This is a genomic window from Mesorhizobium cantuariense (assembly GCF_042647205.1).
GTDB lineage: Bacteria > Pseudomonadota > Alphaproteobacteria > Rhizobiales > Rhizobiaceae > Mesorhizobium > Mesorhizobium cantuariense.
The window spans coordinates 5,448,797-5,474,351 of the sequence record NZ_JBHRVD010000001.1 but is presented as its reverse complement, the minus strand read 5'-3'; the positions used below and the strand labels follow the sequence as shown (position 1 = coordinate 5,474,351).

Here is a 25,555-nt window from a genome sequence, read left to right as displayed (position 1 = left end):
ATTCAAACCGCGCGCGTTAAGCTTTTTGTTTTTCATCCTGCCGTTGTCTCAAACCACCGCACACGTTCGGGCGACATGCCTGGGTCCATTTGTGTTGGACAGCACGCCGGCAAAGCGCTAATCGCATCAGCCATGCATGCGGGATCCTTGGATAAGAAGCCTTTGAACAGGCAAGCCTCGATCGCTTCGGCGCTGAGGACGGTGGCAACCGAACAGGCGGGGGTTGCGGCCCTTGCCGAGGCCCTCGAGAACGGACTGGCCGGGCCTTTCGCCCAGGCCGTCGAGATGATCTCCAAGATCGAAGGCCGGCTCATCGTCACCGGTGTCGGCAAAAGCGGCCATATCGGCTCGAAGATCGCCGCGACACTGGCCTCGACCGGCACGCCGGCTTTCTTCGTCCACCCCGCCGAAGCCAATCATGGCGATCTCGGCATGATCGCCAGGGACGACGCCATCATCGCCATGTCGTGGTCGGGCGAGAGCAAGGAACTGATGGGCATCGTCGCCTATTCCAGGCGTTTCTCCATTCCGCTGATCGCCATCACCGCCGGAGAGACATCGGCACTTGCGCGGGCTGCCGACGTCGTGCTGCTGCTGCCCCGCACGCCGGAGGCCTGCCCGCACGGCCTGGCGCCGACGACATCGACGCTGCTGCAGCTGGTGATGGGCGATGCGCTGGCGATCGCGCTACTCGAAGCACGCGGCTTCACGCCGGACCATTTCCGCACCTTTCACCCAGGCGGCCAGCTCGGCGCCAACCTGACGCAGATCCGCGAGATCATGCATGTCGGCGACAGGCTGCCGCTGGTGGTTGCGGGCACCGGCATGCAGGACGCGATCCTGGAACTGTCGCGCAAGGGGTTTGGCTGCGTGGCGATCACCGACGCCGCCGGCGCGCTGGTCGGCATCATCACCGATGGCGACATCCGCCGGCACATCGGCAGCAACCTGCTGGCGATGACGGTGGATCAAGTGATGACAAAAGGACCGAAGACGGCGACGCCGGACACGCTGGTGGCAACGGCGCTGCAGACGATCAACAATTCAGCCATCACCAGCCTGATGGTGGTGGAGGGCAGGCGACCGGTCGGACTGATCCACCTGCATGACCTGCTGCGTATCGGCGCCGCCTGAGGTGTGCTGATATTCAGGTGATGCCGGCCTGCAAACGATGGTTTCCTGCGCTTCCGGTGCTCACGTACCCAAAAGTACGCTCCGCTCCGGTTCTCGGAACCCACCGTTTTCGACTCGGCCTGACCTGAATCTCAACACACCTTGTCCAAGCGGCGGGTTTCAAGAATTCAGACCGCCTCGACTGTCAGTTCCAGATCCGTGTCGGCCGCACCCGTCACGCGCACTTGCGTGCCGGCCGGCAGGTCCGGGCCGGAGACACGCCAGAGAGTGTCGCCCAGCTTGATGCGGCCACGTCCGTCCCGGATCGGTTCGGCAAGTGTTGCCATGCGGCCGACCATTTGCGCGCCGCGCCGGTTGAGCAGCGGCTGGTCGGTCGGGTCGTTGCGGCTGCCGACCAGTTTCTTGCCGACATAGGCCGAGACCAGTGACAGCGCCAGGAAGGCGAGGACCTGGACCTGCCAGGTCCAGAAGCCGGCGTCCCAGATCAGCAGCGACACCGCGCCGATGATCAGAGCGGCGATGCCGATCCACAGCATGAAGATACCCGGCGCGATGATTTCCATCACCAGCAGGACGAAGCCGAGAACCATCCAGTTCCACGGTCCGAGTTCGGAAACGATGCGGTCGATCATGGGAGTGTTTCTTCTTGTTTGAGCATGACCTTTTCCGAAAACCGGTTTCCACTTTTCGGGGTCATGCTCTTACGACCTCAGTTGTCGGTCGGGCGAACGACCGGCGGGCGGGCGGCTTGCCGTGCAGCGCCGGCCGTGCCCTCGCTGCGGAAGACTTCCTTGGCGATCTCGCCAATGCCGCCGAGCGAGCCGATCAGCGACGATGCTTCGAAAGGCATCAGCACGATCTTGCTGTTGGTGGCGGTGCCGATCCTGCCAAGCGCTTCGGTGTATTTCAGCGCCACGAAGTAATTCAGTGCCTGCACGTCGCCCTTGGAGATTGCTTCCGACACCACCTGGGTGGCGCGGGCTTCCGCCTCGGCCGAACGTTCGCGCGCCTCGGCGTCGCGGAAGGCGGCTTCCTTGCGGCCCTCGGCCTCGAGGATCTGCGACTGCTTGAGGCCTTCGGCGGCGAGGATCTGCGCGCGCTTGTTGCGCTCTGCCGTCATCTGCCGGCCCATCGATTCGATAAGGTTGGCCGGCGGGTTGATGTCCTTGATCTCGACGCGGGTGATCTTGATGCCCCACGGATGCGCGGCTTCATCGACGACGCGCAGCAGGCGCTCGTTGATGGCATCGCGGTTCGACAACAGTTCGTCGAGGTCCATCGAACCCATGACGGTACGGATGTTGGTCATCGTCAGATTGAGAATGGCGTTCTGCAGGCCGGAAACCTGGTAGGCGGCCTGCGCCGCGTTGAGGATCTGGAAAAAGGCGATGCCATCGACACCGACAATGGCGTTGTCGCGGGTGATGATTTCTTGGCTCGGAACGTCGAGCACCTGCTCCATCATGTTCATCTTGGCGCCGATGCGGTCGACGAACGGGAAAATGAAATTGAGGCCTGGGCTCAGTGTCTTGGTGTAACGGCCAAAGCGCTCCACCGTATAATTGTAGCCTTGCGGGATTGTTCTGATGCCTTTGATCAGAAGCACCAATACCAGAAGGGCAAGTGCACCAACCGCAATATCGAAACCACTGAAATCCATTTGGCTCTCCCTCAGACGCAGGCGGCACAAGCCGTTCTCGCGCAGCCGACTTCACCAAAGACTTAAGTGTATTTCAGATGCGTTACAATCAGGTGATGATGGATTGTTTGCGGGTTGCGATCAGCGGTTGAAGGCAAACAACTTTGCATCCGTATCGTCCAGCCCATTGATCGAAGCCGAGACAATCTCGGAAGCGATCTGCGAGAAGGTGATGCCGTTGCCGCCGTAGCCCATCACCGCATGGATGCGAGGGTGGCGGGGAATGGCGCCGATATAGGGCAGGCCGGTGGTCGTGGTGCCGAACGAGCCGGTCCAGGCGAATGCGGGCCTGGTGTCGAGATGCGGAAATATCAGGCCGAGCTTCTCGGCGATGCGTGCGCTCTTGTCGGCGATCAGCGCGTCGCGCTGCGTCTCATCGACAAAGTCCTCATCCTCGCCGCCGCAGACGACCCTGCCGTCGGTGGTCGCCCTGACATAGAGGTAGGGGTCCGACGCCTCCCAGATGAACGCCGCCTGCGGCCAGATCTTTCGCGATTGCGGGCGTGTCGCGATCGCCCATGTCGAGATGATCTGGTGGGCCGCGGCCGGCACGATGTCGACCAACTCATAGCCGGTGGCCAGAATGACATGTCGCGCGGTTATGGTCGGGCCATCCTTGGTCGCGACGACCACTTCGTCGGCACTGTCCTCGATCACTGTGGCTTCGATCGGGGTGTAGAAGCGTGCCTTGCGCTCCAGGGCCTTGAGCAGCAGCCCGGCCGTCAGCTTGCGTGGGTCGAGTGCGATGTTGCCGTGGCTGAGGATGGCACTGTTGCGGTCGATGCCGAATGTCTCCGCCAGCGGTGCTGAGGTGAGATAGGTCGCGGCGATGCCCGCTTGCCGCCGCGCCTGTGCTTCATCATGCAGTTCCGATGGGCCAAGCAGGGTACCCGCAAGATAGAGCGACGGGGTGCGGCTCAGGCCACAATTGATGCCGAGTTCGGCGATACGGGCAGCAAGGTTGGAAACGGCGAGCCGCGAACGTCGCCAGGCCTGCTCGGCCGAGGTTCTGCCGATCATCTTCGAGAGCGTGGAAAGCGGCTGGTCGATTTCGAATGCCACCAGGGCGGTGGTTGCGGACGTCGAGCCTTTCAGCGGGCCGCGCCGGTCAATGCAGATCACCTGATAGCCATCCGCCGTCAGCGTCTCGGCCATCATGGCGCCGCTGATTCCCATGCCGACGATCAGCACATCCGTCTTGACGTCCTGGGTCAGACCGTCCGTCGGCACCGCAGGCGCGCGATAGGCGAACCAGACGGGCCGGCCAGTTCTGAGGTCGAGTTTGCGGGGCATCAAATTCTCCGGAGGCGCTGCTCAACGCCCCGGAGCTTGTGTTGTTCCGGTGTTAGAGCGGCGAGCCGCTCTAACTCTCTGGTTGACGAAATTCCGGACGGAAAACCGTTTCCACACTTTTCCTGGAATTTCTCCTAGACCCAGCCGGACAGTTCGCGCCGCACCATCGCCTCGATCACTGCCATGCCCTCGGAACTGTCGTTGAGGCAAGGGATATGGGCGAAATTCTTGCCGCCGGCATGATGGAAGGTCTCGGCCGCCTCGCGGCCGATCTCGTCCAGCGTCTCGATGCAGTCGACCGAAAAGCCGGGATTGACGATGGCGATCGACTTCACGCCGTCCTGCGCGAGTTTCTCGACTGTCTTGTCGGTATAGGGTTGCAGCCATTCCTGCGCGCCGAAGCGCGACTGGAAGGTGATGATCAGTTTCTTGTCATCCCAACCGAGCCGTTCACGCAACAGCCGCGTCGTCTTCTGGCAGTGGCAATGATAGGGGTCGCCCTTCTCGAAATAGGGCTGTGGAATGCCGTGATAGGAGGTGATGACCACCTCCGGTTCGAAATCCAGCGTCGCGAGATTCTGCTCGATCGAACGCGCCAGCGCTTCGATGTAGACAGGCTCGTCATAGTAAGGCGGCACGCTGCGGATGGCCGGTGCGCGGCGCATTTTCATCAGCGCGCGAAACAGCTGGTCGTTGGCGGTTGCCGTGGTCGTCGCCGAATATTGCGGATAGAGCGGGAACGAAAGGATGCGGTCGCAGCCCTGGTCGACCAGGCGCTGGGCAACGCTGGCGGTTGAAGGGTTGCCATAGCGCATCGCCCAGTCGACGATGACATCGGGCAGGTCGCGCAGTGCTTCGGCCAGGTTTTCGCCTTGCGCGCGGGTGTAGGTGCGCAAAGGCGACTCGTTCTTCTCCCGGTTCCAGATCCTGGCGTAGTTGGCGCCCGACTTCTTCGGTCGCGTGGTCAGCACCAGCCCATAGAGGATCGGATACCAGATCGCCCGGTTGAGTTCGATGACACGCGGGTCGGACAGGAATTCCCGGAGATACCGCCACATCGGCTTGAAGTCGGTGCCATCAGGCGTGCCCAGATTGACCAGCATGACGCCGATCTTGCCCGTTTTGACCGGCGGATGTCCGGCGGGCAAGGGGCCGAGCGCCTTCGCGGCCTTGGGATCGACAGGGGTGGAAAGCGTCATAAAGGTTCTCCAGGAGACGCGAACCTAACCATCTTGCGCGCGCATTCAATGCAGCGTCTGGCCGCACCTTAGCTCGAAAACAGGACGCCCGCCCAGTTTCCCGGGCGGGCGGTACCGTTGAAAGAGGCGATGCGAGATTATTTCGGCGGGATGGTCAAGGTCGCGCCGACGGGAAGCCGGCGTGGCTCGTAGCCCTTGTTGGCCTCGGAGATCACCGTCCATTTGGTGCCGTCGCCATATGCCTTCTTGGCCAGATCCCAATAGGTATCGCCGGCAACGATGACATGGCTGGCCTCGGCCGGGGCGGCCTCCGCCGGTTTTGCCGGCTCGGCGGGGGCAGGCGCGGCCTCAGCTGGTTTTGCTGGCTCGGCTGGCGCCGGCGTGGCCGGAGCGGTTTCCGCTGGGACGGTCGGCGGCGTCGTCGCGATATCGCCGGAGCCTGCCGGCAAGGCAGGCATGGCCGGTTCAGCCTCGGCCGGTTTTGCCGGCTCGGCTGGTACTGCCTCAGCTGGTTTGGCCGGTTCCACGGCAGGCGCTGCCGCGACGGTCGCTGCGATTTCGGTGATGCGGCCGTCGAGTTTCGGCGTGTAGGGCCGGTGGGCGCCGAGATAGTCGGCAACCACCTGTTCGAGGCCGGGACCGTAGTCGTAGGCATTCTTGGCCTTGTCGGCGAAGATTTTGTAGCCGTCGCCGCCCTGGCGGACATAATTGTTGGTGGCGACCAGATAGTCCTTGTCCGGGTTGAGCGGCGTCCAAGCACCGCCTTCCATGACCTCCACCGACTTGACGCGGCCGGCATTGGGCGCGACGGATTTGTCGAAGGAATATTTCAGGCCGGCGACCTGCGGGAAGCGCCCGGCGCCGTCCTCGACTTGGCTGAGGCCGCCCTCGAGGCCAGCCACCAGGTCCTTGCCGGAAATCTGGAAGGTTGCCAGCGTGTTCTGGAACGGCAGCACGGTCAGCACCTCGCCCATGGTCACGGTGCCCTTGTCGATCGAGGCGCGCAGGCCGCCGCCATTGGAGATGACGATCTCGACGCCCTGTCCCTTGACGCGGTCGAGGATGGCGTCGGAGACGAGGTTGCCCATCGCGCATTCGCGGGTGCGGCAGCTCTCGCGGCTGCCGTCGATCACGTCGGTGGTTTCGGCCACTTCCTTGTTCTTCAACGCCTCGATCGGCGCGCCAAGCTCCTTGATGCGGGCAAGCACGGCCGGGTCGGGCGTAATCGACTTGTCGAGAAAGATCGGGTCTCCGCTGGCCGATTTGACGACGCCATTGTCGTCGAACACCACCTTGAACTCGCCGAGATATTTCGAATAGGACGCCGCCTGCACGACCGGCACCTTGTAGCCGTCCGGGTTGTCGACCATCGTCGGGTAGGGGCCTTCCGCCTTGGGGTCGGTGTTGGACAGCAGCGAATGGCTGTGGCCGCCGACGACGACATCGACGCCCGGGATCTTGGCAATGACATCGCGCTCGCGCTTGTAGCCGATATGGGTCACGGCGACGATCTTGTTGACGCCCTCGCCCTTCAGCTTCTCGACCTCGGCGGTGATCGACTTGACGTCGTCCTCGATGGTGACGTTGGGGCCGGGGGAGGCGAGGTCCGGCGTGTCGTTGGTGATGGCGCCGATGATGCCGATCTTCTGGCCGCCGACCTCGACGACAACAGACGGCTTGACGCGGTCGCCGAGCTTGGATTGCGCGTTGGCCTTCACATTGGCACCCAGCACCGGGAACTTGATCATGTCGAGGAACGGCGCCAAGGCCACTTCGCCATCGTCGAATTCATGGTTGCCGAGCGCCATGGCATCGAACTTCATCTCGTTGAGGAACTCGCCTTCGACCTTGCCCTTGTAGGTCGTGTAGAACAGCGATCCCTGGAAATTGTCGCCGGCGCTGAGCAGCAGCACATTCTGGCCTTCCAGCTTCTTGCGCTCCTGGGCGATCGCGGTGATCAGCCGGCCCGCGCCGCCGATGCACTCGCCCTTGGTCTCCTCCTCGGCCGAGCAGGTCGATTCATATTTGTTGTTGCCTTCGATGCGGCTGTGCCAGTCGTTGATGTGCAGGATGTTCAGCGTGTAGTCGGCAAAGGATGCGCCGGCCGACAGGCCGAGGGTCGAGGCGGACAGGGCTGCAATGGCGGCGATCTTCTTCATCTTCGTCTCCCGGAAAGCTGATCAGAGGCCTTTAACGCTCTTGCTTGACTGGAACATAACAGTGGGCGCTTTGGCCATGTTCCCATCGCGTTCCGGATGACGCAAGCGGAAATCCCGGAACCTTTGCCGGCATAAAAAAGGACGGCGGCCAACCGGCCGCCGTCCTCGGGGAAGCGAATGTTCGCTGGGTTTCAGACGCGCCGTGTCAGCACGAAATTCTGGCCGCTGGAGCTGGTGCAGTTGAGCTGGCTTGTCGACACCATCAGACAGTTGAAGCTGACCGCGGTCTGGCGGATCAGCGAAGTGCCGTTGATCTGCACCGACGTGGCGCCGGTCATCGTGTAGCTGCCATCGGCAAGCTTCTGGCCGGTGTCGGTGGCGACGGTCGTGAAGGTGCCGCCGGCGAAGGTCGACAGGCCGGTGCCCTTGGCGTCGATCCAGGAGCCCTCGACGCCTTTCGGCGCCGCTGCCATAGGCGGTTCATCGGGGCCGCTGGTGGCACAGGCGGCGAGCCCGGCCAAGGCTGCCGCTGCTACGCTCATCGAAAGAACTTTGCGCGCAATGTTCATATGAAAATCCTCTCCTCAGTCCGCATCCCTTCAATCGCTCGATTTCCGGGCGATTGCAAGGCAATGGAGTATCCCGGGCAGGCCGCTATCGGACGAGGATGTTGCGGAATTGCCACGGGTCGTTCCGGTCGAGGTCTTCCGGGAACAGGCCGGGGCGGTTATCGAGCGGCGTCCAGTCGGTGTAGTAGCCCTTGACCGGTCCGAGATACGGGGTCTGCACTTCCAGGCAGCGCCTGTAATCCATCTCGTCGGCCTCGAGGATGCCGGCCTCGGGATTCTCCAGCGCCCAGACCATGCCTGAGAGCACCGCCGAGGTGACCTGCATGCCGGTGGCGTTCTGGTAGGGCGCCAGCTTGCGCGCCTCGGCGAGCGACAGCTGCGAGCCGTACCAGTAGGCGTTCTTGTCATGGCCGTAGAGCAGGACGCCGAGTTCGTCGACGCCGTCGACCAGCTCGTTCTCGTCGAGCACGTGGTGCACCGGCTGAGGCTTGCCGGCGGCGCCGAACATCTCGTCCAGCGACAGCACCGCGTCGTTGCAGGGGTGGTAGGCATAGTGGCAGGTCGGGCGGTAGTGCACCTTGCCCTTCTTCGAGCGCACGGTGAAGAAATCGGCGATTGAGATCGCCTCGTTGTGCGTCACCAGGAGACCGTATTGCGCGCCCGGCGTCGGGCACCATGAGCGCACGCGCGTATTGGCGCCGGGCTGCTCCAGATAGATGGCGGCCTTCGAACCGTGCTTGTGCTTCTTGGCGTTCTTCGGCATCCACGTCTCATGCGTGCCCCAGCCAAGCTCGGCAGGCTGCAGACCCTCGGAGATGAAGCCTTCGACCGACCAGGTGTTCCAGAACACGTCCATCGGCTTCGGCTTCTTGGCGCGCTGGGTGTCGCGCTCCGCGATATGGATGCCCTTGACGCCGGCCTTCTTCATCAGCTTGGCCCAGCCTTCGCGGTCGTCCTGCGCAGGCTCTGAAAATTCGAGGCCAAGATCGGTGGCGAGGTTGACCAGCGCCTGCTTGACGAACCAGGAGACCATGCCGGGATTGGCGCCGCAGGTGGAGACCGCCGTGGCGCCGCCGGGCTTATCGTGCTTTTCCTTGAGCAGCGACTCGCGCAGCGCATAGTTGGTGCGGCTGGCGTTGTCGGCCTTGGCGTCGAAATAGAAGCCGAGCCACGGCTCGACGACGGTGTCGATGTAGAGCACGCCGAGCTTGCGGCAGAGCCGCATCAGATCCACCGAGCCGGTATCGACCGACAGGTTGACGCAAAAGCCCTGGCCACCGCCATTGGTCAGGAGCGGCGTCAACAGCTTCTTGTAGTTCTTCTCGGTCACGGCTTCCTGGACGAAGGTGATGCCGCGCTCGTCGAGCAGCTTGCGGTCGGTATCGCGCGGGTCGATGACCGTCATGCGCGACTTGTCGAACTTGAAATGGCGTTCGATCAGCGGCAGCGTTCCCCGGCCGATCGAGCCGAAGCCGATCATCACGACAGGGCCGCTGATCTCACCGTAAACGGGCCAGTTTTCATTCGCCATTTTTTCGGACACTCCCTCAAAACCCAGGAAACTGGGAAAACACGCGCAAAACCGGGCATTTTTTGCCCGGCGGCCATGCGCTACATCACAGATCATTGTCACAAACCAGCGAAAAGCGCCAACCAGCAGCTAGCCGTCATTGGCCATGTGGTTAAGGACTGTCATCAGCCGGTCGCGGTCCGCGGTCAGGCCCTTGTAGTCGAGCTGGGCGAGATCGAGCGCTTCGAGCTGGGCGGCGAAAGATACCGCGAGCCTCGCCCGATCCGGGTGCCGTGCCAGCACGGCGAGAGGGTCGAGATAAATGCGGATGGTGAACAGGATATCGTGTGTAACAGGCAGTTTCCGCAGGGTTTGCCGCTCGACCCGGATGAAGGCATGGGCGTCGATGTTGCCATCGGGAAAGCGCGACGGCCGGTTGGTGGCGCGGTCGATGCGCTGCAGGTCGGAGAGCGGATGGTAGAGCGCGTTATCTGACTGGATCGACCAGTTGTAGCGCTCCACGGCCTGGCCCTGGAGGCCGTCGAACATGCGGTTGATGAGTTCCGCCGGGCGGGTGCCCGGGCCGAAACCCGGCACCGGCGCGTGGATGTCCTGCAGCGGCTTGCCGAACTTTTCCAGCAGCGACCAGGAAGAGGGAAAGCAAAGCGACCCGGCGACCAGCCGCCAGCCGCTGTCGCCGCGGCGCATCAGGATCAGGTCTTCCTGGATGAGCTGTGAGGCCTTGGCCAGCGGCGCATCAGCGAGGGAAGCTGGCAGACGGTTCGCCGCGCCCACGACCTCAATGCTCGAACCGGTGTGCCGATAAATGTCGGGAAATCTCTCCAGCAGATGCGTACCGAGCAAGTCGAGCACTTCATGCTGGGCGTCCCGCGTGCCGTCCTCCTCGACGAAAACGCGCTCGGGGATTTCGGCATAGAGCCGGTGCTTCTCGGCGAGATACGGCAGCAGATGATCGTCGACCTCGATCCAGTCTGCCGGGTCGAGTGGTTTCAGCCCGATGGTGAAGAGTTTTGACGAGCCGTCATAGGGCGTATGGGTGGGCAGTTCGGCCAAGCTCATGCTTCCCTAAACGTATCGAGTCCGGCGGCGGTCATTCTCGCCAGGAATTCGGTGACATCATAGTCGGCCGCACCCGCCTTAGCGAAAGGGTCGGCGGCCAGCCTGGCGTCGAGCACGTCGCGCGGGCATCGCGCGATGATGATGCCGCCGGTTCGCGGTTTCTTCGGCCCGGAGGCGACGAAGATGCCGTCCGCATAGCAGGCCTTCAGCCACTCGACATGCGCTGCCTGGAGCCGGTCGATTTCGGTCAGCGGCACTTTGTAGTTCAATGAAACGACGAACATTGTCTTGGCTTCTCTCAGGCAAGTTTGGCTGGGATCAGTCCGCGCAGCGAATTGCCGACGAACAGCGCCCTGGCGGATTTCAAATCGTCCAAGCTGTAGATCGCTTCACGGGCGCGGCCTTCATCCAGAAGCTCGGCGCGCAATACGCCAGGCAGCAGGCCGCAATCGAGCCGGGGCGTCGCCAGCATGCCGTCGCCAAGATCGGCGAAGACATTGGTGATCGTGCCCTCACAGATTTCGCCGCGCTGATTGGCGAGGATCACCTCGTCGGCCTGGGTGATGAGATATTCGGCGCGGGCATGCGTGTAGACCTGTCGCCGGCTGGTCTTGTGGCGCAGCAGCGTGTTGCTCGAATCGAGCCTTGTCCGCGCCAGCCGCAGCATCCAGATTTTGTCGGCGGCGAGCGGCTCATAGGGCTGCGCCGAGGCGGTCGCCTCGCCGTCGCGGGAAAGCGCGAGGCGCGTCCGCAGCGCAATATTGGAGCCGCTGACCGCATTGCCCAGCACGTCGCCGATCCTCTGCGCATCATAGCGGAAGCCGAGCTCCGCCGCCGAGCCATAGAGGCGCGCGAGATGGCGATCGAAGCGCAGGAAGCCCGAGCCGGGTTCCCAGCGCATGGTCTCGATCAGCTGGAAATCGGCGGCGTTCCCGTCGCGAAGCGCGCTTTCAAGAGACACTCCTGATACTCCTCCTGCGCCGTCGAATCGAAGACGACGCCGCCTCCGACATTGTAGACGGCCTCGCCGCCGGAAAAGAGCGAGATAGTGCGGATCGCCACGGAAAAGCGCATCGTGCCGCCGGGCGCGATCCAGCCGATGGCACCGCAATAGGCGTCGCGGGGCGTGCCTTCCAGATCGCGCAGGATTTCCATGGCGCGGATCTTTGGCGCGCCGGTGATCGAGCCGCAAGGAAACAGCGCCGCGAAGATCTGGCGGATCGAAAGCCCCGGCAGCAGTTTTGCCCTGACGTCGCTCACCATCTGGTGGACCGTCGGATAGGTCTCGATGCGGAACAGCGCCGGTACGTCGAGCGTGCCGACCTCGCTGATCAGCGAGATATCGTTGCGCAGGAGATCGACGATCATGCGGTTTTCGGCCTGGTTCTTCTCGTCGTTGCGCAGGAAGATCTTCTGCCGCTCGTCCTCGGCTTTGGTGTCGCCGCGCGGTGCCGTACCCTTCATCGGGTGCGTCTCGATCATGCCCTCGGTGTCGATCTCGAAGAACAGTTCGGGCGAGCGCGACAGCACGATGGGCTCGCCGAGCGCGACCAGCGCGCCGTATTTCACCGGCTGGCGTTCGGTCAGCGCGTCGAAGGCGGTCAGCGGGTTATCAGTCCATTGCGCATGGATGGGAAAGGTCAAATTGCCCTGGTAGCAATCGCCCTGCCTGATGTGCTGGTGCAGCCGTGAGAACCGCTTCTCGTAGTCCTCGGGCGACCAGGTCGCGCGGGCATCGAAGATCGGGCCATTGGTCACCGCTGTGTTGCGGGGCGGCACCGCCTCTTCGACCGGCGCATCGAAAACCCCAAGACACACAAGCGGAGCGCGGCGCCCGTCGGGCAGCAAGGGAACGAGCTTCGGTTCGAGCAGATAGCCCGCTTCATAGGAGAAATAGCCGGCCAGCCATTTGCCTGCATCATGCGCGGCTTGAGCCGCTTCCAGCGCCGACAGGAAATCCTTTGCCTCATGCGCCACGATGACATCGGCCGGCCGGTCGAAAACGAGCTGGCGCGCGCTTTCGTCGTTGCGGAAAATTGCGGCGGGCAGGGACATGGGACTCGGGTGCTGCGGTCAATGAAGCCGTCGTCCGCTCTATATGGGGGGCCGCTCGCGCGCAATCGAGGGAACGGCACGCTGCCACTCAAAGCCGACGTTTGGTCCGACCTTTGGGTCGACTCCGGGCCAACCCAGGGGCCAAAAGCAAACGGCGGCACCATATTGGCGCCGCCGTTTGCAATCTTCAGCTATCGCCTGGCGATCAGGTGTTGCTGGCGGTTCCCGCCGTTGGAAACTGCTTGGCGAATTCCTTCTCGTTGCCGGCGGCGAGCAGCTTGGCCTGCTCGATCCAGCGTTCGCGCGCGATGCGGCCGTCGAAATTCATCACGTCCTCGATCCGCTTGATATCGGCGGCTGTCCAGCCGGCGATCTGGGCGAAGCTGGTGACACCTTGCGCCTTGAGCAGCTTCTCGTTGACCGGCCCAATGCCGATCAGCCGGCGCAGATTGTCGGGTTTGCCGGATGCCGGCTTGGCCGGTGCCGGTGCAGCTTTCTTGGCTGGTGCTGCCTTTGGCGCGGTTGAACTCCTGGCCGCCGAGGTCGCGGCCGCGGGCTTGCTCGCCGCAGGCTTGGCAGCGGCGGGTTTCGGTGCTGCCGGCTTTGGCGCCGCCGATTTCGCAGCCGCTGCCTTTGCAGGGGCGGCCTTCGCAGCGGCCGGTTTGGTCGATGCCGGCTTTGCGGGCGCGGATTTGGCTGTCGCGGGTGTCGACATCAGGGCCGAGGGAGCAGTCTTTGTCGTGGCGCTGGCGGCGGGCGTTGCCTGCGCATCGCGCAGCCGGCGCTCGAGGTCGGCGCGGGTCTTGCCGCATGCATCGAGCTCACTGGTCAGACGGTCGCTGTCGGCGCGCAGCCTGTCGCGTTCGCTGCGTGTGCGGTCGACGTCGCCACGCAAGCTGTCCAGCTCACCGCGCAGACGGCCCCAGAGGAACCAGCCCACCAACACGCCTACCAGGAACGCCAGGACCACGTAGAAAAAAGTGCCCATTTGTCTCTCTCCAGTCAAATCCGTCTGCCGTGGGTCATGACCTTCGGCGAAGGACTACTCGATGGTGGTTCCGCGGTTCGCAGAACAGCCGGCTTCGGTTCGAGCTGTCGGCGATCGGCTTTGCTTGCCCATGGCCGACGGCCGTCGTCGCGTTCGCCTGAGCGCCACGGCCGGCCGAGATTTTTCCTCGCCGATCCGCATGCGCTCCGGCTGAGCTTGGGGCGAAGGCTATCATAGAGCTTGTGGAAAGCTATCGGAAAACTTCGGTGGAGAGTACTTCAAGAACAGATATTTAGGTCAATAATAGAGCCATCCCAATATGCATTCCGGCTAAACTGTTCGGGGACGCCTACGAGACACGTTTCAAGCGTCGAGCGCTTCCAGCTCGTCGATCAGGCCGCTGATGACGCCAAGCCCGATCTGCCAGAAGGCGGGGTCGGTGGCGTCGAGGCCGAAGGGCGCCAGAAGCTCGGAATGATGCTTGGTGCCGCCGGCGCGCAGCATCTCGAAATACTTGTCCTGGAAGCCGCGCTCGGCGTTCTGGTAGACCGCGTAGAGCGAGTTCACCAGGCAGTCGCCGAAAGCATAGGCGTAGACGTAGAAGGGCGAATGGATGAAGTGCGGAATGTAGGTCCAGAACACCTCGTAGCCTTCGCGCAGCTTGATCGCAGGACCCAGACTTTCGGCCTGCACTTCGAGCCAGAACTGGCCGAGCCTGTCGGAGGTCAGTTCGCCGTTCTTGCGCTCGGCATGCACCTTGCGCTCGAATTCGTAGAAGGCGATCTGGCGCACGACCGTGTTGATCATGTCCTCGACCTTCTGGGCGAGCATGGCCTTGCGCTCGCGCCTGTCGGTGGTCTGGTCGAGCAGCGAGCGGAAGGTCAGCATCTCGCCGAAGACCGACGCCGTCTCGGCCAGCGTCAGCGGCGTCGAGGCCATCAGCGCGCCCTGGCCGCTGGCCAGCACCTGATGCACGCCATGGCCAAGCTCATGCGCCAGCGTCATCACATCGCGCGGCTTGCCCATGTAGTTGAGCAGGACGTAAGGGTGCGCCGACGGCACGGTCGGATGCGCGAAGGCGCCGGGCGACTTGCCCGGCCGCACCGGCGCGTCGATCCAGTTGCGGTCAAAGAAGGTTCGCGCGATCTCCGCCATGTCGGGCGAAAAGCGCTGATAGGCGGACAGCACGGTGTTCCTTGCCTCGTCCCAGCCGATGATCGCCTGCGGCGTATCCGGCAACGGCGCGTTGCGGTCCCAGTGGTTCATCACCTCCATGCCCAGCCAGCGCGCCTTCATCGCGTAGTAGCGGTGCGACAGCCGCGGATAGGCATCGCGAACGGCCGACGCCAGGGCATCCACCACGCTGCGCTCGACGCGGTTGGCGAGATGGCGTGAATCGGCGATGTCCTCGAAGCCGCGCCAGCGGTCGGATATTTCCTTGTCCTTGGCCAGCGTGTTGGTGATCAGCGTGAAGGTGCGCAAATTTTTGCGGAAGGTCGTGGCCAGCGCCTCGGACGCCCGGCGGCGCACCTCGCCATCGGCGTCCTGCAAGCGGTTCAGCGCCGGCTCCAGCGTCAGTTCCTCGCCGTCGATGTCGAAGCGAAGGTCGGTCATCGTCTCGTCGAACAGGCGGTTCCAGGCGCCGCGCCCGGTGATCGATTTTTCGTGGAAGAGCTGCTCGACACGGTCCTCGAGCTGGTAGGGCTTGTCCTTGCGCAGATCGAGCACCCACGGCCGGTAGTGGCCGAACGCGGGATCGCCGGCGAGCGCGCCTTCGATGGCGGCATCGTCGATCGCGTTGAGTTCGAGTGCGAAGAACAGGAGATGCGCGCTGGCGTCGGTCATCTTCTCCTGGATGTCGCCGTAGAACTTCGCTTTCTTCGAGTCGGCGGTGTTGCTCGCATAGATCAAGCTAGCGAAAGAATCGATTCTGCTCATCAACTCGCTAAGCGCCTCGTAGGCGACAAGCGCCTCGCCCAGCCTGCCGGCGCTGCCGTGCTCGGCCTCGGCTGCCAGCGTGCCTTTCCAGCGACTCTCGAAGCTGATCGCATCAGTGGCGGCCTTGGCGATGTCGCGCTTCAGTTCCGGCGCATCCATGCCGGCATAGAGGTCGGCAAGGTTCCATTCCGGCAGGTCGCCAAGCTCGGCCGCGCCCTGACCGGACGCTGGCGCCGCAAGCTGCCGAGCAGAAACCATGTGCCCAGTAACCATGTGCATTGCCGACACCTTCCGTGGCCAAGGTTCAAGGGGAAACGTGAAGCCGGTCAAATCCTAAGGAATTCGTTCACCGGGTTTTTTGAAACCTTATTTAGAACCCTGTGCCAAGATGGTCCACAGGGCAGAATTCCTCGGGCGGGCAGTCGTACAAGTCATGACAGGTTCCATACTCATAGTCGATGACGATCCCGTGCAGCGCCGGCTGCTCGAAGCGGCGGTGACGCGGTTCGGTTACAGCGCCATCGTTGTCGACGGCGGCGCGGCCGCTCTCGATATGCTCGACGGGCCCGGCGCCCGCGAGGTTTCGGTGGTGATCCTCGATCTGGTCATGCCCGGTCTCGACGGCATCGGCGTGTTGAAGGCGATGCGCGAGCGCGATATCAATGTCCCCACAATCGTGCAGACCGCGCAGGGCGGCATCGAGACCGTGGTTTCGGCGATGCGTCACGGCGCCTTCGATTTCGTCGTCAAGCCGGCGTCTCCCGACAGGCTGCAGGCGTCGATCGGCAATGCGCTCAAGGTCGAGGCCGTCGAGGGCGAGGTCAAGCGGACGTCGCGCCGGCGTAGCGGCCTTCTGACCTTCAAGGACATGGTCACGCACAGTCCGGCCATGGACAGGGTGATCCGCCTTGGCCAGAAAGCGGCGGCATCCAACATCCCGATCCTGATCGAGGGCGAGTCCGGCGTCGGCAAGGAACTGGTGGCGCGCGCCATCCAGGGCAGTGGCGACCGCCGCTCGAAACCCTTCGTCACCGTCAATTGCGGTGCCATTCCCGACAATCTGGTCGAATCGATCCTGTTTGGTCACGAGAAGGGTTCGTTCACCGGCGCCACCGACAAGCACACCGGCAAGTTCGTCGAAGCGCATTCGGGCACCCTGTTTCTCGACGAGATCGGCGACCTGCCGCTCGACGTGCAGGTCAAGCTGTTGCGCGCCGTGCAGGACGGTGAGGTCGATCCGGTCGGCGGACGCTCGACCGTCAGGGTCGACATCAGGCTGATTTCGGCTACGCACCGCAACCTCCTGCAGCAGGTCAAGGACGGCAAGTTCCGCGAGGATCTGTTCTACCGGCTGAACGTCTATCCGATCTTCGTGCCGCCGCTGCGCGACCGCCGCGACGACATCCCCTATCTGGTCACGCATTTCATGGACAAGGTGGCACCGGCCGACCCGCGTCATCGTCTGCAAGGCATCTCGGCGGCAGCGCTCGCCGTGCTGCAGGCCTACGACTGGCCCGGAAACATCCGGCAGCTCGAGAATGCCGTCTTCCGGGCCTCGGTGCTTTGCGAAGGCGATGTGCTGACCACGGAGGACTTCCCGCAGATCCGGGCGCAGGTGGAAGGCACCGTCAACCTCGACACGGACGGCGATGCGCCGTTGCTGTCCCTGCCTCGGGACGGGCGCGATGAAGAAGCCTTGCCCGGCGAAGATATCCTGGCGACCGAGTCCGATCCGCCGGCCAGGCTGCAGCCTCGCTTCGGCACGTTGCGTGCGCTCGACGAACGCGGCAATGTGCGTGCGCTGGCCGACGTCGAACTCGAAATGATCAAGCTTGCCATCGATCACTACAACGGCCAGATGAGCGAAGTCGCCCGCCGACTCGGCATCGGCCGCTCGACGCTCTACCGCAAGCTCAAGGAATACGGCATCGACCCGGAGACAGGCCGCGTCGACCGACTCGCCTCCTAGAGCTGATCCGTTGGATTGGGTCCGAAAACCGCGTTCCCGCTCTCTGCTGCGATAACTTTCGGTCCGGGATCAGGTTTCGTACACAAGGCCGGCGCCAGCTTGCGCTGCCACAATTGGCCCTGTATCGGGCTTTCGACGGTATTGTGGCGGGCCTATGGACAGCTCTGTTCACGCATTAAGGCTAACGGTAACAGATCGTGTTCGGGCGAAAGCGGGAAACATGATCTAAACCAGCGGTTTACCAAGAAATCCTGTGAACAATTTTTGACGGGATATCGCCACGGTGTTACCGCATTTCGGCTTCAATAAGCGATGATTAACCATTAGGATCGATATTCGGATGTGATAACGATACATCCGTTTGGACAAATCCGGGGACAAACGGCAGCCTGCAGGGCCTTTTGATTTGAACAGAATCGAACGACACACAAACGGGCGGCACCATCATTTGAGCGTCTGGCCGAAATGGCTGGCGGCGTTGATTGTCGCGTTTGGTTTTGTTGCTGCGGCTGCCAGTGGCGCCAGCGCCGAAACACGTTCGCTGAAGCTCTATCACCTCCATACCCACGAGAAGGCCGAGATCGTCTACAAGCGCAACGGCCGCTACATTCCCGAGGGGCTGCGGAAGATCAACATCATTTTGCGCGACTGGCGTCGCAACGAGCCGACCAAGATGGATCCTCGCCTGCTGGATCTGGTCTGGGAAGCGTATCGGGAAGCTGGCGCCACGGACTACATCCAGGTCATCTGCGGCTATCGTTCGCCGTCGACCAACTCGATGCTGCGCGGCCGCAGCAGGGGCGTTGCCGAGAAGAGCCAGCATATGCTCGGCAAGGCGATGGATTTCTACATCCCCGGCGTGCCGCTGAAGAAGCTGCGCAACATCGGTCTCAAGATGCAGGGCGGCGGCGTCGGCTACTATCCGTCCTCCGGTTCGCCGTTCGTCCATATGGATGTCGGCAATGTGCGCCATTGGCCCGGCATCAGCCGCCAGGAACTGGTCAGCCTGTTTCCCAATGGCAAGACGCTGCATGTGCCGAGCGACGGCCGGCCGCTGCCCGGCTTTGAGCAGGCGCTTGCCTCCTACAAGGCGCGCAAGGGTTCAGGCTCGCCGGCCATCGAGCTGGCCAGCGCAGGTGGCAGCGGCAAGAAGTCGGGTGGGTTCCTGTCGGCTTTCTTTGGCGGCGGCGACGACGAGGCCGACGACACCGCCGATGTCCAGACCGCTTCGGCTGCACCTCCACCCAAGGCCAGAAATCTAAAGCCGGCCGCGGCAGCCAAGACCAGCAACCTCCCGGGCATCGCCATCGTGGCGCCGGAGAATGCGCAGCGCGCCGAGATTCCGCAGGTGGCAGAGGAGCAGGCTCCGGAGCCGGAAAAGGACACGCCGGAGACGATCATCGCGGCGTTGCCGGCACGCAGCATTCCGCTGCCTGATTTCGCACCGCGGCCCAAGGCCGATGTCGGCGCCCAGCCGCCTGAGAACGTGCCTTTTGCCATGGCGGATGCGACAACCACCACCGAGCAGGCCGTGGCGACCGCACATGCGCCGGCGACCGTTCCTTTCGGCATGGCCGATGCAACGGCTTCGGCCGATCCGGCCCAGGTCGCGGTCAACAACATACCGTTGCCGACATGGCGCCCCGACACTTCGCTGCCGGCCGCTCTGGCTCCGCCACCCAGCAAGGATGTGCTGATGGCGCTGGCCGAGACGGCCGATCACGGCAAGACCGCGACCGATGCGTTCTCGGTGCTGCCGACGGCGCGGCCCGAGATGGCCAGGCCTGACGCGGTCAAGGCCGTGCTCGACGAGGCCAATGCCCAGGTCGGCGCGGCCGACGCGTACTACCAGGTTGCTTCCTTGTCCCAGTCCGAGCCGCGTTCGGCCTTCAACGATCCGTCGGGCACCGACGCCGCATCGCCGCGCGAGGCTGTCGTTGCTCGCCCGGCCGGTTCCGATCCGGCCGCCGCGATCGGCGCCGGCGTCAAGACGACCCGCAAGGAATCGAGAGCCACCGCCCGCGACCTGAAGCCAGGCCCCAAGGCCATGGTGGTTGCCGCCGCCCCGCAGGCCGCCCGCTGGGCGCTGACCAGCGGCGAGCATGTCGCCACCGTTTCGAGCGCGACGACGGCGCCGGGCTACGCCTACAGCATCGTGCACACCCCGCCGAGCGAGGTCTACACGGCCGGCTTCCAGCCGAGCAGCCAGGTGGCCGATGCCAATCGCTTCACCGGAAACGCCGTCAAGTTCCTGTCGGTGGCCCGCTTCCAGACCAAGTGACGGACCAATCAATCGACAAAGCCGCGCCGGGCAACCTGCGCGGCTTTTGACGTTCATCAGACCGATCCCGATCCGGGAGATCACACGCGGCTGAACTTCTCGTGAAGCCGGAACAGCCTGCCTATTCCCAGGTTAGTATGGGTGCGTTCAAACCCCGGGGATATCCATGAAGAAGATTCTATTGGCATCGGTCATCGCATTGGCAACCGCTTCGGCAGCCATCGCCCCTACAAAGGCCGCGACCGTTGTCGTCAAGACCAACGACCATATGCATATCAAGAAGCACTGCCGGACCAAGGTGGTCACGACCTGGAAGCACCATCACAGGGTGGTTGAAAAAGTCCGGGTCTGCAACTGATCCGGTTCGGAGCCGATTTGGCAAACCCGGTCGACGCAAGTCGGCCGGGTTTTTTCATGCCGCGACGAATGCCTTATTTCGCGAGCTTGCTCGCCGCACGCGCCAAGGCTTCGATCTCGTCCCATTTGCCGGCCTTGACCAAATCGTCGGGCGCCACCCAGGAGCCGCCGACGCAGACGACGTTGGGCAGGCTGAGATAGTCGGCCGCGTTCTTGCCGGTGATGCCGCCGGTCGGGCAGAATTTCACATCGGCGAGCGGTGAGGCGAAAGCCTTGAGCGAGGCGATGCCGCCCGACTGCTCGGCCGGGAAGAATTTGAGAAAGCGCAAGCCGGCTTCCCGCGCCGCCATGATCTCGCCGGGCGTGATGGCACCGGGCAGCAGCGGAACATCGCTGTCGGCAGCTGCCGCCAGAAGCTCGCGGGTGACGCCGGGGCTGACGATGAACCGAGAGCCTGCGCTGGCTGCCTCTTCGAACTGCCTGATATCGAGAATGGTACCGGCGCCGACGATGGCTTCCTCGACTTCACCAGCCACCCGCCGGATCGCTTCCAGTGCGTCGGCGGTCCTCAGCGTGATCTCGATTGCCGGCAGGCCGCCGCGTGCCAGTGCGCGTGCCAGCGGCACGGCGTCAGCGACATCGGATATCTTCAGCACCGGGATGACCGGCTGGCCGTTGAGGAGCGACAGGAGTTTTTCGGTCTTGCTGGGCATCTGTCTCTCCGTACTCTAGGACAATTTCAACCGATTAGCAGACAGGCGTTTTTCTGTCCATGAAACGAAACTTGTCGCGATGTCACGCGCGGTCAATGCTTGCCGGGGTTCCGGCTCTACCTTGAATCGGCTTGCGTGAGCGTTTAGTGGCTTCGGCAATGACATCACTTCCACCCCTTCGCGTCGCCGCGCTCTATCGGTTCGCCCGGCTCGACGCCTTCGAAGAGCTGCGCGTGCCGCTCGCTGCGTTCTGTTGTGGGCGCGGCATCAAGGGCACGCTGCTTCTGGCGCATGAAGGCATCAACGGCACCGTTGCCGGTGGCGAAACGGCGATTGCCGAACTGATCGAGCATCTCGAATCCATTGAAGGGCTCGCCGGCCTCGAGGTCAAATACAGCGTGGCTGCGGAAATGCCGTTCCATCGCATGAAGGTGCGGCTGAAGCGCGAGATCGTCACCATGGGTGTCGATGACATCGACCCTTCGAAGAGCGCCGGCACCTATGTCGCGCCGGCCGACTGGAACGCGCTGATTTCCGAGCCCGATACTGTTGTCATCGACACACGCAACGCCTACGAGGTGTCGATCGGCACTTTCAGGGGCGCGATCGACCCCGCCACCGCAAGCTTTCGCGAGTTCCCGGCCTGGGTGGAAGCGCACCGGGCGGAGCTCGAAGGCCGCAAGGTCGCGATGTTCTGCACCGGCGGTATTCGCTGCGAAAAGGCGACCGCCTATGTCAGGTCGCTCGGCTTCGAGGATGTCTTTCATCTCAAGGGCGGCATCCTCAAATATTTGGAAGAGGTTCCGGCCGAACAGAGCCTCTGGCAAGGTGAGTGCTTCGTCTTCGACGAGCGGGTTTCGGTGTCGCACGGCCTGGCCGAGGGTGAAGCGGAACTCTGCCGCGCCTGCCGCCATCCGCTGACCGAAAGCGAGCGATCGTCGCCCAAATTTGCCGCCGGTGTTTCGTGCCCGCATTGCTTCGATGCGCGTTCGGACGAGGACCGCCAGCGCTATGCCGAGCGTCAGCGCCAGGTCGAGCTTGCGCAAGCGCGGGGCAGGGATCCGCATATCGGCTCCTGATCCGGGCACCGGGCCGCTGGAAAGCGGCTGCCTGTCATTGCAATGTCTAGTTTCGGGACCTACGTCTTCGACGTTCGAAACCTGCCCGTTCGGCCGGGCAAATCCTGGAGGCATTGAATGTTCGATCCCAAGAAGCTTCTCGACGATCTGCTCGGTTCGCAAATCCCCGGCACCAGCGGCACCGTCCGCGACAAGGCGGGTCAGGCCGTGCAGATGGCCAAGGACAATCCGCTGGCCGCCGGCGCGCTCGCTGCCGTGCTGCTGGGAACCGGCGCCGGCCGTCAGGTCACCGGCACTGCGGTGAAGCTCGGGGGACTGGCCGCGATCGGCGGCCTCGCTTACAAGGCCTACCAGAACTACAAGGCCGGCAACGCGCCTGCCGAGGCGCCGGCGGCCGGCGAACCGGAATTGCTGCCGCCGCCCAAGGACACCGCCTTCCACCCGTCGCAGGCGCCGCAAGGCGAGGACGAATTCACGCTGGCCCTGATACGGGCGATGATCTCGGCGGCGAAGGCCGACGGCCATATCGACGATGACGAGCGCCAGAGGATTGCCGGCAAGCTGAGCTTGGCCGGCATAGGCTCCGATGCCGAAAAATTCCTGATGGCGGAGTTGGCAAGCCCGCTCGACCTCGACGCGCTGGTGGCCGGCGCCAAGACCGATGCGCAGAAGCTCGAGCTCTATACAGCGTCGCGCCTGACCATCGATCCCGACACACGTGCCGAGCGCGGCTATCTCGATCTCCTAGCCGGTCGGCTTGGCTTGCCGGATGCGCTGGTCGACCATGTCGAGGCGACGGTTTCGGCCGCCAAGGTGCCGGCCAAGGCTGGGACCTCACCCAATCCGCGCTGGTAGGCCAAAACGGCACAGTCCGCCTTTTGTGAGTTAACCTTTCGTTAACTCAGCAAGCGCATCATTCTACACAGTCGGATCGGCTTTTCCTCCTCCCAAGCCCGGTTCAGATCAGGGCGGTCGCCAATGACCGCCCTTTTTGTCGAGACCTATAGGTGGACTCGCTTGCCATCGCCGCCGTCATTTGCGATGCCTTGTTTTCTCGAGCCAAACCCGAAAATCAGTCGAGCAAGCGCAGCGCTGCCGGAGGACAACAGCCATGACCGAGCAAAGAACCGCCATCGTCACCGGCGCCGGCACGGGCATCGGCAAGAGCGTCGCCACGGCGCTGCTCAAGGCCGGCTGGAACACGGTGTTCTGCGGACGCCGCAAATCCGTGCTGGATGCAGCGGTGGCTGAGGCCGGCCGCACCGATGCCAAGGCATTGGCGGTTGCCTGCGACATCTCCAAGGCCGACCAGGTCGACGATCTGTTCGAAACGGTGGCGGAGGCCTTCGGCCGTGTCGACCTGCTCTTCAACAATGCCGGCATGGGCTACAAGTCGACGCCGATCGACGAGATCCCGGTCGAAGTGTGGAACGATATCGTCGGCGTCAACCTCACCGGCTCGTTCCTGTGCGCCCGTGCCGCCTTCGGCGCCATGCGCAAGCAGAGGCCGATGGGTGGCCGCATCATCAACAACGGTTCGGTGTCGGCCTATGCGCCACGTCCGGGCTCGGTCCCCTATACGGCGACCAAGCATGCCATCACAGGACTGACCAAGACGCTGGCGCTCGACGGCCGGCCCTATGACATCGCCTGCGGCCAGATCGACATCGGCAATGCGCTGACCGACATGGCGCAGCCGATGACGGTCGGCGTGCCACAGGCTAACGGCTCTATCGCCGCAGAAGCGGTGATGGACGTTCAGCGCGTTGCCGACGCCGTCGTTCACATGGCCAGCCTGCCGCTCGACGCCAACGTGCTGTTCATGACGGTGATGGCGACCAAGATGCCGTTTGTCGGGCGTGGGTAGTTATTTCCCGGCCAACGGCCCGCCGGGCAGGTAGAGCGCGACGGGACGGATCTCGTAGACGGCGGTCGGATTGACGCGACGAAAGTCGCGCGCGATGGCGATGGCATCGTCGCGTGTCGCGCAGTCGACGACATAGAGACCGAGAAGCTGTTCCTTGGTCTCGGCGAATGGCCCGTCAATGACGGTTCCCTCGCCTGGCCCGCGCAACGTGAAGGCGGATTGTGTCGCCCCAAGCCGCGCCGAAGGTCCGAGGCTGCCGTCGGCGTAGAGACCGTCATGGATCTTGAGCAGTTCGGTCATCAGTGCCGCATCTTCCTGCGGCGTCAGCGCCTTGATTGCGTCTTCCACGTGATAGGCGAGGATTGCGTAGAACATCTGATATCACCCTTTCGACACGTCATTCAAACAGGGCGATCGTAGAAAGTCAGGCGAAAGGGAACAAGACAATATCCCGACGCATCTTATACATGTCGCCCAAGGTGGCCCCGGCTTTGGGAGAACGACCTGCATGAAAACAAAGACCTAACAGGCTGTTGAAAAAGGATCGGAGATACCCGGTTTGACTCTGATTTGTGCTTGGTCTGATTCTGATACGTTCCGTGAACAAAACAGTTTTTCAACAGCCTGCTAAAGCGCGTCGCCGGAATCCACTCAAACGCGACGCGCTTTAGCGCGATGGCTTCGTCGCCTGATCGACAAGCCAGTCGACAAACCGCCCGATGACCGGGTTCGCCAGGCCCTCCTCGTGGCATATGCAGTAGTAGTTTCGGGCGGCCGGCGTGAAGAGGGTGAGGGGCTGGACGAGGCGCCCCTCATCCAGGTCGCGAAAGGATATGATGTCGTTGGTCAGGGCAACGCCGTGACCATCGCGGGCTGCCTGAAGCACCATGGCAAAATTGTCGAAATAGATGTCGGACTGCACGGTATGCGGCACGCGCGCCTGCATCAGCCACTGCCGCCACTGGCTGCCGTCATCCTCGTGCAGCAGGCGATGATGAAGGACATCGCGCGGCTCGCGAATGCCCTTCGGCCCGCGCAGCAATTGCGGGCTGCAGACTGGCGCCGCGTGCATGTTGTGGAGCAGTTGCCACGAAAATCCGGGCCAGGGCGGACTGCCGTAGACGATGGCGACATCGACCTTTCGCCAGTCAAGTTCCTCAAATGCGACCGCGGTGAGCATCTGCATGCGAATGTCCTGGTTGGCATCCAGGAATTGAAAGATCCGCGCCGCCAGCCAAGTTGTTCCAAAGACCGAAGGGGCTGATACGCGCAGCTCCGCCCTGGCAGTCGTGGCGTAGGCATTGGCCGATATGTCGCGGATCGAATCCGCGATCTGATGCATGGCCATGCCGACACTCTTCTGCAGTGTTGCGCCCCGTTCCGTCAGCACGAGGCGGCGGCCGCTTTTCCGGAACAGGTCGATGCCCAGCGAGAGCTGCAAGGCGCGTAGCTGCTGGCTTATGGCGCCCGGCGTCACATGCAGTTCGGCGGCCGCAGCAGCGACATTGCCCAGTCGCGAAACGCTTTCGAAGGCTCGCAATGAATGAAGAGACGGAACGGCCACTCAGCACCTTAGTTTAGAAAAACTGCTCCTAATTTCCACTAAAGATTTAGCTTGTCTCCTGGCAATTGCAACATAAGGTCCCCCGGCGGCTGCAAAACGTC

Annotated in this window: 23 protein-coding genes; 7 read left to right on the top strand and 16 right to left on the bottom strand. The window is 63.1% G+C overall.

From position 1 onward, the window contains the following. The first annotated feature begins 132 nt into the window (after positions 1-132). On the top strand, positions 133-1,134 hold the full coding sequence (locus tag ACFOJ9_RS26670) for a KpsF/GutQ family sugar-phosphate isomerase (RefSeq protein ID WP_378982951.1): 1,002 nt from the start codon (positions 133-135) through the stop codon (positions 1,132-1,134). A 167-nt stretch (positions 1,135-1,301) separates the two neighbouring features. On the opposite strand, the gene ACFOJ9_RS26665 is transcribed toward ACFOJ9_RS26670, so the two are convergent. The 13 genes from ACFOJ9_RS26665 to ACFOJ9_RS26605 form a co-directional block, all read right to left on the bottom strand. Next, complete coding sequence (locus tag ACFOJ9_RS26665) at positions 1,302-1,766, bottom strand: NfeD family protein (RefSeq protein ID WP_023810067.1); 465 nt, start codon at positions 1,764-1,766, stop codon at positions 1,302-1,304. Positions 1,767-1,843: 77 nt separating this feature from the next. Continuing rightward, on the bottom strand, positions 1,844-2,794 hold the full coding sequence (locus tag ACFOJ9_RS26660; protein WP_378982949.1) for an SPFH domain-containing protein: 951 nt from the start codon (positions 2,792-2,794) through the stop codon (positions 1,844-1,846). Positions 2,795-2,914: 120 nt separating this feature from the next. Continuing rightward, a complete protein-coding gene (locus tag ACFOJ9_RS26655) occupies positions 2,915-4,126 on the bottom strand; it encodes an NAD(P)/FAD-dependent oxidoreductase (protein ID WP_378982947.1) in 1,212 nt (403 codons plus the stop codon). A 134-nt stretch (positions 4,127-4,260) separates the two neighbouring features. Then, complete coding sequence (hemH, locus tag ACFOJ9_RS26650; RefSeq protein WP_378982945.1) at positions 4,261-5,325, bottom strand: ferrochelatase; 1,065 nt, start codon at positions 5,323-5,325, stop codon at positions 4,261-4,263. A gap of 137 nt (positions 5,326-5,462) precedes the next feature. Continuing rightward, positions 5,463-7,484, bottom strand: coding sequence for a 5'-nucleotidase C-terminal domain-containing protein (locus tag ACFOJ9_RS26645; RefSeq protein WP_378982942.1), 2,022 nt, complete (start codon positions 7,482-7,484; stop codon positions 5,463-5,465). Positions 7,485-7,675: 191 nt separating this feature from the next. Continuing rightward, positions 7,676-8,053: a hypothetical protein gene (locus ACFOJ9_RS26640; protein ID WP_378982939.1), complete on the bottom strand. Its 378-nt coding sequence runs from the start codon at positions 8,051-8,053 to the stop codon at positions 7,676-7,678. 85 nt (positions 8,054-8,138) lie between these two features. After that, a complete protein-coding gene (locus ACFOJ9_RS26635) occupies positions 8,139-9,584 on the bottom strand; it encodes a homospermidine synthase (RefSeq protein ID WP_378982936.1) in 1,446 nt (481 codons plus the stop codon). Positions 9,585-9,713: 129 nt separating this feature from the next. Further along, entirely contained in the window at positions 9,714-10,643 is a 930-nt protein-coding gene (locus ACFOJ9_RS26630) for a heme-dependent oxidative N-demethylase family protein (RefSeq protein ID WP_378982934.1), read from the bottom strand. Then, on the bottom strand, positions 10,640-10,927 hold the full coding sequence (locus tag ACFOJ9_RS26625; protein ID WP_378982931.1) for a YciI family protein: 288 nt from the start codon (positions 10,925-10,927) through the stop codon (positions 10,640-10,642). Before ACFOJ9_RS26625 ends, ACFOJ9_RS26630 begins: the two co-directional genes overlap by 4 nt. Positions 10,928-10,941: 14 nt before the next feature. Beyond that, entirely contained in the window at positions 10,942-11,604 is a 663-nt protein-coding gene (locus ACFOJ9_RS26620) for an aminotransferase class IV family protein (protein WP_378982928.1), read from the bottom strand. Then, a complete protein-coding gene (locus ACFOJ9_RS26615) occupies positions 11,553-12,698 on the bottom strand; it encodes an aminodeoxychorismate synthase component I (RefSeq protein ID WP_378982925.1) in 1,146 nt (381 codons plus the stop codon). Before ACFOJ9_RS26615 ends, ACFOJ9_RS26620 begins: the two co-directional genes overlap by 52 nt. Positions 12,699-12,903: 205 nt before the next feature. After that, a complete protein-coding gene (locus ACFOJ9_RS26610; RefSeq protein WP_378982923.1) occupies positions 12,904-13,686 on the bottom strand; it encodes a proton-conducting membrane transporter in 783 nt (260 codons plus the stop codon). A gap of 363 nt (positions 13,687-14,049) precedes the next feature. Next, positions 14,050-15,882: a M3 family oligoendopeptidase gene (locus tag ACFOJ9_RS26605; protein ID WP_378982921.1), complete on the bottom strand. Its 1,833-nt coding sequence runs from the start codon at positions 15,880-15,882 to the stop codon at positions 14,050-14,052. A 175-nt stretch (positions 15,883-16,057) separates the two neighbouring features. Here ACFOJ9_RS26605 and ACFOJ9_RS26600 point away from each other — a divergent pair, with 175 nt between their 5' ends. From ACFOJ9_RS26600 to ACFOJ9_RS26590, 3 genes are all read left to right on the top strand, one after another. Next, positions 16,058-17,593: a sigma-54-dependent transcriptional regulator gene (locus ACFOJ9_RS26600; RefSeq protein ID WP_378982918.1), complete on the top strand. Its 1,536-nt coding sequence runs from the start codon at positions 16,058-16,060 to the stop codon at positions 17,591-17,593. 448 nt (positions 17,594-18,041) lie between these two features. Next, positions 18,042-19,874, top strand: a complete 1,833-nt coding sequence (locus ACFOJ9_RS26595; RefSeq protein ID WP_378982915.1) for a DUF882 domain-containing protein — start codon at positions 18,042-18,044, stop codon at positions 19,872-19,874. A gap of 166 nt (positions 19,875-20,040) precedes the next feature. Continuing rightward, positions 20,041-20,232, top strand: a complete 192-nt coding sequence (locus tag ACFOJ9_RS26590; RefSeq protein ID WP_378982913.1) for a hypothetical protein — start codon at positions 20,041-20,043, stop codon at positions 20,230-20,232. A 73-nt stretch (positions 20,233-20,305) separates the two neighbouring features. Here the strand turns inward: ACFOJ9_RS26590 and ACFOJ9_RS26585 are convergent, their stop codons facing one another. Beyond that, on the bottom strand, positions 20,306-20,944 hold the full coding sequence (locus ACFOJ9_RS26585; RefSeq protein ID WP_378982910.1) for a 2-dehydro-3-deoxy-phosphogluconate aldolase: 639 nt from the start codon (positions 20,942-20,944) through the stop codon (positions 20,306-20,308). A 158-nt stretch (positions 20,945-21,102) separates the two neighbouring features. On the opposite strand from ACFOJ9_RS26585, the gene trhO reads away from it, so the two are divergent. The 3 genes from trhO (at position 21,103) to ACFOJ9_RS26570 (ending at position 23,890) form a co-directional block, all read left to right on the top strand. Next, on the top strand, positions 21,103-22,023 hold the full coding sequence (gene trhO / locus ACFOJ9_RS26580; RefSeq protein ID WP_378982908.1) for an oxygen-dependent tRNA uridine(34) hydroxylase TrhO: 921 nt from the start codon (positions 21,103-21,105) through the stop codon (positions 22,021-22,023). Between the two features lie 117 nt (positions 22,024-22,140). Beyond that, positions 22,141-22,878, top strand: coding sequence for a tellurite resistance TerB family protein (locus tag ACFOJ9_RS26575; RefSeq protein ID WP_378982905.1), 738 nt, complete (start codon positions 22,141-22,143; stop codon positions 22,876-22,878). Between the two features lie 256 nt (positions 22,879-23,134). Next, the gene (locus ACFOJ9_RS26570; RefSeq protein ID WP_378982903.1) at positions 23,135-23,890 is read left to right on the top strand and encodes an SDR family oxidoreductase; all 756 of its coding nucleotides are present in this window, start codon (positions 23,135-23,137) and stop codon (positions 23,888-23,890) included. Here the strand turns inward: ACFOJ9_RS26570 and ACFOJ9_RS26565 are convergent, their stop codons facing one another. Then, complete coding sequence (locus ACFOJ9_RS26565; RefSeq protein ID WP_378982900.1) at positions 23,891-24,265, bottom strand: YciI family protein; 375 nt, start codon at positions 24,263-24,265, stop codon at positions 23,891-23,893. A 292-nt stretch (positions 24,266-24,557) separates the two neighbouring features. Continuing rightward, positions 24,558-25,454 (bottom strand): LysR substrate-binding domain-containing protein, encoded by an 897-nt coding sequence (locus ACFOJ9_RS26560; RefSeq protein ID WP_378982897.1) that lies wholly within the window; start codon positions 25,452-25,454, stop codon positions 24,558-24,560. Positions 25,455-25,555: the final 101 nt, after the last annotated feature.